Raw genomic sequence first — 12,055 nt, forward strand, 5'->3', positions numbered from 1 at the left:
TCTACAACCGGCGCTCCTTCAAGCTGAAGCGCAAGCGGGTAGCCAATGGCCCGGAGATGTGGATACGGTCGGAGGGGGCCTTCGAGGCCGTCGTCGAGCCGAAACAGTTTCGACAGGTGCAGGCGATCATCGCCGCCCGGAACCGACGGTTTTCGGACGAGGAGATGCTGGATCGGCTGACCCGGCTGCTCCAGCGCCATGGCTATATTTCTGGCCTCGTGATCGACGAAGCAGACGGCATGCCATCCAGCGGCGCCTATGCCCATCGCTTCGGCAGCCTGATCCGGGCTTACTCCCTCGTCGGCTTCACCCCGGACCGGGACTACCACTACATCGAAGTGAACCGGTTGTTGCGGCTGTTCCACGGGGAGGAGGTGGAGCGCGTGATCCGCGAGATCACCCGGATCGGCGGCACGGTGGCACGCAGTCCGGTGACCGACCTGCTGACCATCAATGACGAATTCACCGCCTCCGTCGTCGTCGCCCGCTGCCGCGAAACCACCACGGGCGGGCTGCGCTGGAAAATCCGCTTCGATGCGGGACTTAGCCCCGACATCACCATCGCCATCCGAATGGACCGAACGAATACCGCCGCGCTCGACTATTACCTGCTGCCCCAATTCGAGATGCGACGCAAACCCTTGGGGCTTGCAGAGGAGAATGGTCTGATGCTGGACGCTTTCCGATTTCAATCACTGGATTTCTTCTTCGACATTGCCCGGCGCGTTCCGGTTACGGAGGTTGCCCCATGGTGAGCGAGGTCGAAACGCCGGGCGAAGTGCAGACCATCCCGATTTCCGCCATCACCGTGGAAAACCCGCGCGAACGCTCCGAAAAGACCTTCCGCGCGCTCGTGGACAGTATCGGCAAGGTCGGGCTGAAAAAGCCGATCACCGTTGCCCGGATCGATGATGAGGCAGGGGCCTCGTATCGGCTGGTCTGCGGTCAGGGACGGATGGAGGCTTATGTCGCCCTTGGGGAAACCCACATTCCGGCCATTGTTGTTGATGCGAACGAGGTTGAACGGCTTCTGCGCAGCGTTATCGAAAACATCGCGCGGCGCCAGCAGCGGCCGCTCGAGCTTTTGCAGGACATCACCATCCTGCGCGACCGGGGATATTCGGACCATCAAATCGCCGACAAGACGGGGCTTTCCCTCGCCTATGTCCATGAAATCGGTGAGTTGATCGCCAATGGCGAGGAACGCCTGCTGATCGCGGTTGAGACCGGTCAGATGCCGCTCAGCGTCGCGCTCTACATCACGCGTGCCGAGGAGAAGGACGTGCAGAAGGCGCTTGAAGCCGCCTATGCCTCGGGCGAATTACGCGGGAAGAAGCTTCTGAAAGCACGGCGGCTGGTTGAGTTGCGCCAGCGGCATGGCAAGCAGCGGGGTGGCGCGCGTAACAAACAGCCACGCGCGCGGATGACATCTGCGGCGCTGGTCAAGGCCTATCGCGTGGAGGCAGAGCGTCAGCAGGACATGGTTCGGAGGGCACAAACAACGCGCAGCAGCCTTCTGTTTCTGGACGCGGCATTTCAATCGCTTTTGAAGGACGAGACCTTTCTGACCCTGCTTGGCGCGGAAGGGCTGGGTAGCATTCCGAGCATCATCGTTAAAGGGCTGCAGGAGCCAAGAGCATGACACTCATGGGGAAAATGCCTTCGCCAAAGAGTCCCGGGTTCGAGGCAAGCCTACGACTGATCCCGATTGCCGCAATCCTGCCGGTGAAGCAGCTGTCGACCACCGTGCCCAAGAGTCAGAAGTATGGGCAAATCGCCGCGTCGATCCGCGAGGTCGGCCTGATCGAACCGCCGGTGGTCGCCCACACCGCGGGGCAGGACGGATCCTTCATCCTTCTCGATGGCCATGTTCGTCTGCATGTGTTGAACGAAATGGGCGAGACGTCTGTCATCTGCCTCGTGGCCACCGATGACGAGTCCTTCACCTACAACAAGCGCATCAGCCGTCTCGCCACCATCCAGGAGCACAAGATGATCCTGCGCGCGGTCGAACGAGGCGTGTCGGAAGCCCGCATCGCTGCCGCTTTGAATGTGAACATTGCGCTGATCCGGCAAAAGCGCACCTTGTTGAATGGCATTTGTCCGGAAGCGGCCGAACTGCTGAAAGCCCGGCATTGTCCGATCAACAGTTTCCGATTCCTGCGCAAGATGAAGCCCTTGCGGCAGATTCAGGCAGCAGAACTGATGATCGCCGCAAACAATTACACGGTGCCCTATGTGGAGGCCATTCTTGCGGCGACCGACCCCGCTGACCTGGTTGACCCGACAGCAAAGAAGGCACCCGCGGGTGTGACACGCGAACAGGCTGAGCTGATGCGCTCGGAAATGGCCAATCTCCAGAAGAACATCAAGCTGATTGAGGGCGCGCTTGGACCGGATCACCTCCGCCTCGTTGTGGCAGGCCGATTTGTCGAGCGACTTATTCAGAATGATCGCCTCGCACGTTACCTCGCCAGGAGTCATGGCGAAATCCTGAGTGAGTTTCGGCAGATCGTCGCCCAGCTGACACAGCATGTGCCGGTGGCGGAGGTAGAAAACGGCGAGAGCGCATAGCTCGCCCATTGCTTTGCAAGTGGACGAAGGGGACCCGGACCCGAAAGCGCGGGGACCGCGGGAGACGCCGGACGGTGGGTCGGATCAAGCGCGGGGTGGGGATGGCGGCGAACCCGCACGAAGCCCACCACGGTCGGCCGCCATATGGCCGACCACGCAGGTGTCCCAGCAGGCTGGATGCCTGCGATGCCAGATGGGCGCGCTGTCTTTCTGGGCTGACCACCCGTCGAGGGATGGCGCGCCCGCGTGTGACGACTCATCGCAGCAGTTCTGTGCATCCTCGCTTGTCCGCGACAGACCAGACCACCGACCCGACGGTCAGAAGCGCGCCGATGACCGGTCGGATGTCCGAGGCTTGTGCGTTGCCCTTGGCGACCAGCGCGGTGCCAGCGACGATCAGAATTTGGCGGACCAGTGCCAACATTGCAGGTTTCAGCATGGTTTTCTCAAGTTCAGATTTCATTGGTGGCCGAGCTTATCCAACCCGCTCTTGATCAAGCGGATGGCATCGGTGGAGTCTGTGGTCAGTGGATGGCTCTTTCAGCACAACCTTGGGCAAAAAAACCGGCGTGAGGGCGGGGGTCTGGGATGGTGGTGTTGTGCCGTTCAGGGCCGCTTGCCCAGTCCCCGCGGCGGCGTGTTGGCTTAGCGTGCCTGCAGTTTCAAATTCTTGATAGAGAGGCACAACGCTTCAAAGCGGACGTCCTAGACTCCTAGCCGCCTTCAGGCGCGACAAAGCGCAGGCTCGCATGCATCAGGCTGCGGGGATGGGACTGAATAGCTGCGGCAATTGCCGCTCCGGTAAGCTTGATGCGCGTCTGGGCCATAAGAACGGCCAGCGTCGCGCGGCGTTCGTCGGCTTCGACCTGACCGCGCAGGGCATTGACCATGCTTTGGTTGTCCACCCTGCCGCGCGCCGCAGCGCGGTTGCGGAACACTTGGGCTAGCGTCCCACTTTCCGCTTCGATCACTTTCTTGCGGGCGGTCCATGCTGTTATCGTGTAGCGCAGATCCTCGGTTCGCAAATCCCTCAGCTCGGCGTCGATCGCGCTGACGTGTTGGCTGCAGACCGCCGCCGCCGGAGTGAGCAGTCTTTGCATCCGGCCTTGAATGCGGCTTTTGTCGTCCGGATCCGGCCTTGCGCGCAGCAGGATTGCGGTCTGTCGTTGATCAAGTCGGTGCCAGCCTTCCTTGGTCAGGACCGAGGCCATGGCCGAAAAGCGGGTGGGCATCAGGGATTGGATCCAGCGGTGGTCGGCGGCAAGGCCTTCGTCCAGCCGCGCCAGATAGCTTTGTCGGGCCGTGGCTCCGAACCAATCCAGGGCCGCGGCAAATTCCTTTGCAACCCCGGAATGCGGCGATTGGAGAGGGTGGCTGGCCGCAAGAGTGACCACAATCGGCTGACCGTTCCAAGCCAGCGCCGGATGGGTTTCGCCGACCCTGATAACCAACTCGCCCTGCGGCTGTACGGAGAAGTTTGGGCCGCCCAAGCCCAGCCAGCCTTGGCACAGCCCGTCGTGAATGCTGTCGCCATGGTCAAAAAAACGCAGGTCGCGCGTTTGAGTGCCGGCGGCATTGAACTGCACAAAGCGGTGGGGCGGCACCGCCATATGTTTGCGCCGCACCAGCAGCGCCACCTTGTCATCCCATTCGTGACCCTGTGCCATATCGGTCAGCAGGAAGGGCGGTTCGGTTTTTCCAGACGCATACCAAAAGCCCGAATACCGGCGCGGCGGATCGGATTTGTCGGGGCGGCCGGGTTCATAGAGAAAACCGCCCGCTTTTGCACAGGCACGCAGCCAGTCGTCATTCGCCGCTTCGACCCGCTCAGCCGCGCTGGTTTCGTGCTCATCGGCAAGGTGCAGGCGATCTGCGATGTCGCCGACGCGGTCCGCCAATGCCTGCACCTGCGACTTGGACAAGGGCGCGAAATGGTCAAGGTGCGAGACAAGGCCGCGCCCGGCCCAAGTTGCTTTCAGGTCGGACAGGCGCGCCAAGGCTGCGCCTTTGCCGGTCTCGGGATGGGTCAGAAGTTGGGTAATCAGTTGGTTGACCTCGGTCCAGATCTCTTCCGACACCGGAGGCAGCGGGCTGTCAAACACCCCCAGCGCGCCAAGCGCGTTTGACAGCCCCTCTTCTGGCGAGCCACGCATGACCAGCCGCCAAAGTCGGATGCGTGCGGGCATGTGATGGCCATGGCGTGCGGCACGGATCGAAACCTTGCTAAGCCGGTCGATCCGGCCGATCAGCTGATCTATGGCCTGCGGGTCCCAAGGCATGCTATAAAAGATCATGTTGCGGGCGCTGTGTTGAAGGTTCAGCCCGGCTTGGATCCAGTCGCCGATCAACAGGATGCGCGCAGGGCCCTGAACAAAGGGTTCGATCGCTTGTTGCATGGCGCGGATGTCTTCAAAGCTGCTCTCGCTGGCCGCCATCGACCGGCGCAGGGCAGCGATACCGTCTGGGGCCAAGTCGGGAAAGTAGCGCGGCAGGACGGCTTGCAGCATGTCGATGGTGCCCGCATCCCCGGCCACGACGACAATCTTTTCCGGCGCGCGGGCGGGTTTCCCAATGCGTTCTCGGTCCTTTTCGGCACCAAAGATGTCTGCAAGAATATCCGTCAGGGCCTCAAGGCGGGAGTCGCCGAAATCTTCCAACGCGTCCTTGCGCACCTGCACCATGCCCGGAGCCGTGCGTTCAAGTCGGTCGATGGCGTCGCGCACCGAACGGCGCGAGCGTAGCAACCCGCGCACTGTGGTCCAGGGTGGGGCATCAAGGCTGGGGACGGTTCCCCCATCACCTCGGGTGCGCCCTGCAATAAGCGTCTGGATCAACCTCAGACGGCCGATTTCCGAGGCGTTCGGGTCAAACAGGCAAAGCTGGTTGTCGCGGGCAGGGAAATATGCCCCCCAATCCGCCCTCGTCTGCCGGGTGATGCGGCGCGTCGGCGCCTCGCAGCGGTAAGCGATGGCCCCTTCGTTGGAAATGGCGTCCGAGGGCAGGCCAACCAGCGCCTGCGCGGCTTGCAGTTCCCGTTGTTCGATAAAGGCCGTGGCGGACAGGCCCAAATCTTGGGCCAGACGGGCCTTTTCCGGTTCTAGGAGCCTAAAGATAATGTCGCGCCAAACTGGATCGCCCAGCCGCGGCGTGGCCGACAGCACCAGCAGCTGGCGATAGGCCGCTTCGTCGTTGCGGCTTTCGTCGGCCTTTTGGCTAAGGCGGTCGAGCACCTCGCGCGGCAGGGATTGCGGCTCGTCGATCACCAGCATGTGCTGGCGCACCGGATCCAGCCAGTCGGGATGATCGGCAATGTCACGGGGCCGCAGCAAAAGTGCGCTGGCCGTGCGATGGCGCGCGGCGGGATGGTCATCGTCGGCGCGCTCAAGCCCGGCTGCCCCGGCCTCAAGCCAGGCCTGCATCCGGGTGCGGTCAGTGTCATCGACGACATGGCCTAGGATATGCCCCCGGGTCCAAAGCTCTTCGTGCCACTGAGCCAACAGGCGTTCGGGGGCGACGATGGCGGTTTGATGGGCGGGGTCGGCGCTGCGCAGCGCGTTCAGCACCATGATCGCTTGAATGGTTTTGCCAAGCCCCACCTCGTCGGCGATCAGATGTCGAATGCGCTGATCCGACAGGATATGGGTGACGGTGGCCAGTTGGAACGGCAAGGGTTCGGCGGCGACGCCAAAGGTCGCCCCCATGGCCAGCGCCCCGCGCTCGGCCCTGCGGCGCAGGGCATGGGCGGTGGCAATGAAGACGTGGTAGGGATCAAAGCTGTGCAGATCAGACATGGGGTATCATCCTGTCCGCCGCAGCACGTTCGGCCCGGCCCAGTCGCAGCGCGACATAGCGAATTGCCCGCGCAGTGTGGCGATCGGACAAGAGCCGCGCCAGATGGTCTCGCCAGGCTTCGGTTTCCAGCAGTTGGTTGGGGGCAAGCCACAGCAGCAGTCCGCTCCTCAGCACCTGTGGTCCGACCCAGTCGATTCCGGCGGTCCGGCTGATATCCATGTGGCACCGGGTCAACATGCTGACCAGATCATCATCGGACAGCCGAGCATAGGTGGTGGCTTGCAAGGATTCCCACCGGCTTTCGGGCAAGATCAGGTGCCGGAATGGCGACTGCGCCTGCTGGGTCCAGCTGCGGTCGGACAGTCTTTGCCAGCGATCGGCGGGGGAATAGGCATCGCTTTCCTCCAGCACGGGTTCGCCGCGTAGTTCAAGGCTCGCCGACAGGTCGGCATAGGCCGCATCCACCGCTGCATCTAACAGCGCCGCCTCGTCTTCGGTCAGCGCCGGTCCGGGGGCGCGATCTGATAGGTTGACACATGCCAAGGCATTAGCAAAGCGCTGTGTCAGGGCATCGATCAAGTGTGGCTGGTCTTCAGGCGTGATCTGGGGAAACTCGGGGCCCAAGGCCAGCCCTTCGGACACAGCACCTTCGGCCATCTGGCGGGCAAGGCTGACGGGGCGGCGGCGGTCTTGGGCCTCGGCGGTCAGCCAGTCTTGGCCACAAAGGGCCACAAGAAGGCTGTTTTCAAGAAAGCGGACAATCTCCGTGCGCCGTGCATCAACCAGAAAGCTTGGCGCCTCGGCCGACTTCCAGGCTACCAGCGCCTCGCAAAGTGTTGCCAGCCCGTGTTTGTCGCCAATCGGAGCAACCGAACGAGCCAGAGCCAAGGGCGCGGGCTGGGCTGACTGACCGAAAAGCAGGGCCTTGCCCTCGATCAACCCAGCCCGCAGAGCCGCAAGGCCGGGCACATCGGGCAAATAAAGCCGAATGTCGTCCACAGCTTCGGGATGGTTGGCACCATCTTGGCTCAATAGCGGGGCCAGCGCCCGCGCGCCTAGACCCGGCCCGATAATCGCCCTAACCCCGGCCGTATCTTCGCCCCCATCTTCTGCGTTATCAGCGCGCCAGGCGATTTGCCCCGGCACGCGGTCTAGCTCTTGTGGTCGCCGGGGTAACGGGAATGTAAACTCTCCCAGCCCGGGCACTGTGACGGTCAGGGTCCACCATGCCTCTTCATAGGCGGCGGCCTGATAGGCCGCGGCGCGCAGCTCCTCCAATTCAGGGGCGGTAAAGGTTAGGCGGGCCGGTAGGCCAGGCAGGGCGAAGTCTTGCCGGGCAAGTGCTGCACCGTTGCGGGACAAACCGATTTGCAGGATGACCGGGCCAAGCGCCACCGGGCTTGCGAACGACAAGACCAAGGCCCCTGACCGCAGGTCAGCAAGGCTGGGCTGCGCGGGACGCGCATCGCAGGCAAAGGCACGCGGGGCAGCGGATGGGTCGGAGTAGGGGGCGATTTCCCACGTTTCCGCCAAGCCGCTGACTTGTCCGCCTGCCTGCAAATGCAGCGCGATGGCGCCGTCAGAGGCGGGCAGCATTGCAACATCGCCCAGCGCCATGACCGTCCCCACGCTGGCAGCGGTCGCGCCGGGTTTGCCAAGGCTGACCTGCAGTCCCTCACACATCGCCCGCAGGAAAAGCGGCGTGTCGGCGGGGGGCATTAGGCGGGTGCCGTCACGGACAATGCGACCCGCACAGGCAAACTCGGCCAGATGCGAGTTGGCCAAACGCACCCCCGCTTCGGTCAGGGCTATGCGGCAGGTGCTGGCCTCCGCCACCCAAGCCAAAATGCCGTTTGGGCAGTCCAAAACCTGCGCCCCGGCGGGTCTTGCCGGGCCGTCCGGGCGGTCTTGCAGGATTTGCAGCACCAGCTCGCCGGGGTGCACCACATCGTTTCGGCCAAGCGCTGCCAAAAGCCCGCCTGTTTCGGCCCAGCGAAAAACCGAGGGCAGTGCGGGGGTCAGAGCTGCCAGAAGATCTTCAGCGCTGTCTGAGCGGCCTGACAGATGAATAAGGGCGGGCTCAAACGCGCGCCCGATGTCGGGCAGGGCCAGGATGGCTCCTTGTAGAAAGTCGCGCAAAAAAACCCGGCTTTGGGCCTGCCCCGCGATAGTCAACAGCGCGCTTTGGTTGGCTGCGACCGCTTCGTCTGACTTGGGCCCCTGCAGCCAAAGTCCGTCCAACACGGGTATGCCCCTACCATCAACGCCGGTCCGGGAAGAGGCCGAGACGGAGGCCAGCCAAGTCGCTCTTGGGGGTATTGCTGCGGATTTGCGGGACGGGTTGCGCAGCACGCGGCGCGCCTGACGCAAGACCTGGCGGCATTCGGCATCCATCCGGATATCCCGCCCGATCCGCGCCAACGCCCCGGATTCCAGCCGGGCCGCACTTTCCTCGCCGGTCAGCAAGCTGCGCCCGAGGGCAATGGCCAGCGTTCGGTCTTCCAGCCAGTCTGACAGCCGCCCGGACCACAGCCCCCCGGCAATGCCGACCAGCCGTCGGTAGAACTCGTCGTCATCAAGACCCGGTCCGCCCATCTGTGCCACTTTGCCAAGCGCGGCGGCTAGTGGGCGGTGTATCTCCAGCGGCGCCAGAGCGTTGCGGATCGGCCAAGCGATGTTGCTGTAGTTGCGGGCCCAATCGCTGCGGTGTGGCTGAGGCGTGCCGAGCCGCTGGCTTAGCCGCTCAAACAGCGCGCGCACGGCCAGACGGTCGGCACCTGATATCACCACCCCCAAATCGCGCGACAGACGGGGCCAGAATTCGGTGCCCGTGCCGCGATAGCCATAGCCGGTTTCGGTGATCGCCACGGCGAGGGGCAGGGTTGCATTGGGCCAGCGCGCCGGTGCAAGCCCTTCCATCCGGGCATAGGTGCCGACCAGGTGAAGCATTTCGGCCAAAGCCTCTGGGTCGAGCCCATGTTCGATAAGGAAGACCGGATCGGTGCCGCGCTGGCCGCGCAAGGCCTGAAATTGCGCAACAAGGGCGTGGTCAAACTGTCTGAGCAACTCTAATGCGGAACCAAACATAATCACCCAAATCTGTTTGCGGCAGTTTGGGTGGCGCGCGGAAACTTGTCAATAAGCCACGAAAAAGGCTTGATTTTCGTCCATGGGCTGTATCCAGTGCATTATGTTCCCGCTCTCGCCGGTCAGCCCGGCCGGGGCCGGGACGGGTATGATATTGTTTGGCGGTCGATGCATTTTCATAAACTCCTTGGTCCTGTCCGCCCGCAGCTCGAATTTGAGGCCGAGACCACAGCACTTGAACGCATGATGGCATCTTTGGCCCAGTCGCGTGCCCCTGCGACGCCCGATATGGCCGACGCGGTTTGTGCCTATACCACTTCTGCGCCCTACATGCCTGTAAAGGAAGCCACCGCATGGTTGGCAGGGCTGCTTGGCTGGCACGAGGCTTGGCACAGTCGCGCCGCGATGATTGCGGATGAGATTGTGGCGGCGCTTTTGGCGGTGGGGGTGTTTGGCACGGGCGTGGGGTTTGGCCATTTGCTTTTGGTGCCACTTGCGCCGCGCTGCGTGCTGGTGCCGGGTGTTGGGTCGGTTCGCGGCGCTGAACGCGCAGCTGGAACAGGCGGCCAAAGCGCGGGGCGGAACGCCGGTGGCCCCTTGGCCGCTGACAGCCCGGCGTGTCCTGATCCATACCCTATGTCACGCCGTCATTGACCGTCTGTCCCTTGACTGTGGCTATTCCAGCTCTTCGGTCCGCGAGCGTCTCTACTCCGGGCCCGAGGGCAGCGACATGGCCGGGTTCCTGATCTACACCTCGGCCCCCGGCGCCGACGGCACACTGGGCGGCTTGTCGCGCGAAGGGCGCGCCGAACGCTTTGGCGCGACCCTGCGCAAAGCGATTGACGACACGCGCTGGTGCTCATCTGACCCCTTGTGCTCGGACGGGCTGGCGGCCCTGTTCGACAGCGGCAACCATGCGGCTTGTCATGCTTGCTGCTTCCTGCCTGAAACCGCTTGCGAGCATTTCAATCAATACCTTGACCGCGCCTTGGTGACCGGCACGCCCGAAGAACAGTCGCAACCTGGTGAAACGCCTCTCTCCCTTGCATTCTTCCCGTCAGGATATTGATTTTATGGCAAAGATGGTTCCGTCCGAGATACCAGAGCTTTTGCTGGCCGATCCCAAGCGACGGGCAGAACGGCATGTATATCAATCGCTTGACCGTGAGTTGGGGGGCGATTTCACCGTCTATTGGTCGCGCCCCTGGCACCGCTTTCGTCCTGACGGCACAGGCCGCGATGGCGAGGTTGATTTCGTTGTGGCCCATGCAGATCTGGGGGTTCTGGCGATCGAGGTTAAGGGCGGCACGGTGTCTTGCAACGATCAGGGCCAGTGGGTTTCGGTTTCGGGCAGCGGCACGCCCTATAACCTTAAGCGTAGTCCAGTGACCCAGGCGATGGAAGGCAAGCACGAGCTGAACCGCAGGCTTAAAAGGCTCGCGGCCCTGTCAAGACGGACCCTTAACATGTGTCATGGTGTGGTTCTGCCCGACAACAGCCGCCCCACGAAAGACCTGGGCGCCGACGCTCCGTTGGAGCTCTTTGCCTTTGGCAATGAAATTGGTGCGGGTAAACTGGGGGACTGGGTGCGCGAGGCGCTGATGCGGGGTGCCAAGGCCTGCGATCCGCTTGGCCCCGAGGGCATGAGGGCGCTTCACGAAATCATTGCGGCCGAATTTGAACTGCGTCCGCATCTGGCCAGTGCGCTGGCCCATGACATGAAGAAGATCGAACTTCTGACTGCCGAACAGGCCTATGTGTTGGAATCGCTGGCTGGAAATCCGCAAATGGCCATTGCCGGGGCGGCTGGTACTGGCAAGACCCTGCTTGCGCTGGAAAAGTCCATGCGTTGCGCCAAAGCAGGGGATCGCACCTTGCTCACGTGCTTTAACAACGCGCTTGCGGCGCATCTGAAGGGACTTGTCGGCGAGGTAGAGAACCTGACAATCGCCGGGTTTCATGAACTTTGCGGCAAGGTGGCCCATCAGGCCAAAGTTTCGGTGCCCGATCTCCAAGGCCCAGTATTCTATAGCAAGACCCTGCCCAATGCGTTGGAACAAGCGATGCAGGCCCGCCCTGACCTTGCCTATGACGCGATCATTGTCGATGAGGGCCAGGACTTTGACCGCGAATGGTATGACACCCTGCGGCTGTCTTTGAAAGACATGGACGCCAGCACATTCCATGTCTTCTTTGATGACAACCAGCGGATCTATGGCGGCGCGCAAAGCTTTGTCGATGAACTGCCAAAACTGTCGTTCCGCTTGATCCGCAATCTGCGCAATACCCGCGCGATTCACCGCTGCCTGACGCCCTGGTATGACGCGCGCGGCGCGATTTCGGCCGGGCCCGCCGGGCAGCCCGTCGATTGGATCGAGGTCAAATGCAAAGAGCAAGCCTATACCAACGCCAGCGCCTTTGTGGCCGATCTTATCAAGACCGCGCAGCTGCAAGCGTCAGATGTCGCGATCCTGACCGGGGGCGCACGCGATAAATGCGGGCTTTTCTCCCACGCGCAAATCGGCGGTGCGGTGCCGATCTCTGCCTCGGACCTGCGCGGTAAAAACCGCATCTGGTGTGACACCGCGCGACGTTTCAACCT

8 protein-coding genes and 1 pseudogene are annotated in these 12,055 nt (G+C 62.7%); 6 read left to right on the forward strand and 3 right to left on the reverse strand.

Features of this window, described 5'->3' with window-relative positions:
- The 3 genes and pseudogenes from DRF71_RS00005 to DRF71_RS00015 all read left to right on the forward strand — a co-directional run.
- Positions 1-755 (forward strand): annotated as a pseudogene (locus tag DRF71_RS00005) (recombinase family protein); the annotation flags it as partial.
- 23 nt (positions 756-778) lie between these two features.
- Positions 779-1,642 carry a ParB/RepB/Spo0J family partition protein gene (locus DRF71_RS00010; protein WP_198672025.1) on the forward strand — a complete coding sequence of 288 codons (864 nt, stop codon included), beginning with the start codon at positions 779-781 and terminating at the stop codon, positions 1,640-1,642.
- Positions 1,639-2,574 carry a plasmid partitioning protein RepB C-terminal domain-containing protein gene (locus DRF71_RS00015; RefSeq protein WP_112308620.1) on the forward strand — a complete coding sequence of 312 codons (936 nt, stop codon included), beginning with the start codon at positions 1,639-1,641 and terminating at the stop codon, positions 2,572-2,574. Before DRF71_RS00010 ends, DRF71_RS00015 begins: the two co-directional genes overlap by 4 nt.
- 256 nt (positions 2,575-2,830) lie before the next feature.
- Here the strand turns inward: DRF71_RS00015 and DRF71_RS00020 are convergent, their stop codons facing one another.
- The 3 genes from DRF71_RS00020 to DRF71_RS00030 all read right to left on the reverse strand — a co-directional run bounded on the left by DRF71_RS00020 (position 2,831) and on the right by DRF71_RS00030 (position 9,315).
- On the reverse strand, positions 2,831-3,037 hold the full coding sequence (locus DRF71_RS00020) for a Pam3-gp28 family putative phage holin (RefSeq protein ID WP_232831225.1): 207 nt from the start codon (positions 3,035-3,037) through the stop codon (positions 2,831-2,833).
- A gap of 250 nt (positions 3,038-3,287) precedes the next feature.
- A complete protein-coding gene (locus DRF71_RS00025; protein WP_112308621.1) occupies positions 3,288-6,365 on the reverse strand; it encodes an SNF2-related protein in 3,078 nt (1,025 codons plus the stop codon).
- Positions 6,358-9,315 (reverse strand): hypothetical protein, encoded by a 2,958-nt coding sequence (locus tag DRF71_RS00030; protein ID WP_157970840.1) that lies wholly within the window; start codon positions 9,313-9,315, stop codon positions 6,358-6,360. Before DRF71_RS00030 ends, DRF71_RS00025 begins: the two co-directional genes overlap by 8 nt.
- On the opposite strand from DRF71_RS00030, the gene DRF71_RS28920 reads away from it, so the two are divergent.
- The 3 genes from DRF71_RS28920 to DRF71_RS00040 all read left to right on the forward strand — a co-directional run.
- Positions 9,307-9,438: a hypothetical protein gene (locus DRF71_RS28920; protein WP_269814314.1), complete on the forward strand. Its 132-nt coding sequence runs from the start codon at positions 9,307-9,309 to the stop codon at positions 9,436-9,438. The genes DRF71_RS00030 and DRF71_RS28920 overlap by 9 nt on opposite strands.
- 538 nt (positions 9,439-9,976) lie before the next feature.
- Positions 9,977-10,522: a Zn-binding domain-containing protein gene (locus DRF71_RS00035; protein ID WP_157970841.1), complete on the forward strand. Its 546-nt coding sequence runs from the start codon at positions 9,977-9,979 to the stop codon at positions 10,520-10,522.
- 4 nt (positions 10,523-10,526) lie between these two features.
- On the forward strand, positions 10,527-12,055 hold a 1,529-nt coding region (locus DRF71_RS00040; protein WP_157970985.1), incomplete at its 3' end, for an NERD domain-containing protein.

It is taken from the genome of Pseudogemmobacter bohemicus, assembly GCF_003290025.1.
Classification (GTDB): domain Bacteria; phylum Pseudomonadota; class Alphaproteobacteria; order Rhodobacterales; family Rhodobacteraceae; genus Pseudogemmobacter; species Pseudogemmobacter bohemicus.

Coding starts and splice junctions, on each gene's coding strand:
- DRF71_RS00015 (WP_112308620.1), top strand. CDS start 1,639: ATGACACTCATGGGGAAAATGCCTTCGCCAAAGAGTCCCGGGTTCGAG.
- DRF71_RS00020 (WP_232831225.1), bottom strand. CDS start 3,037: ATGAAATCTGAACTTGAGAAAACCATGCTGAAACCTGCAATGTTGGCA.
- DRF71_RS00025 (WP_112308621.1), bottom strand. CDS start 6,365: ATGTCTGATCTGCACAGCTTTGATCCCTACCACGTCTTCATTGCCACC.
- DRF71_RS00030 (WP_157970840.1), bottom strand. CDS start 9,315: ATGCTTCACCTGGTCGGCACCTATGCCCGGATGGAAGGGCTTGCACCG.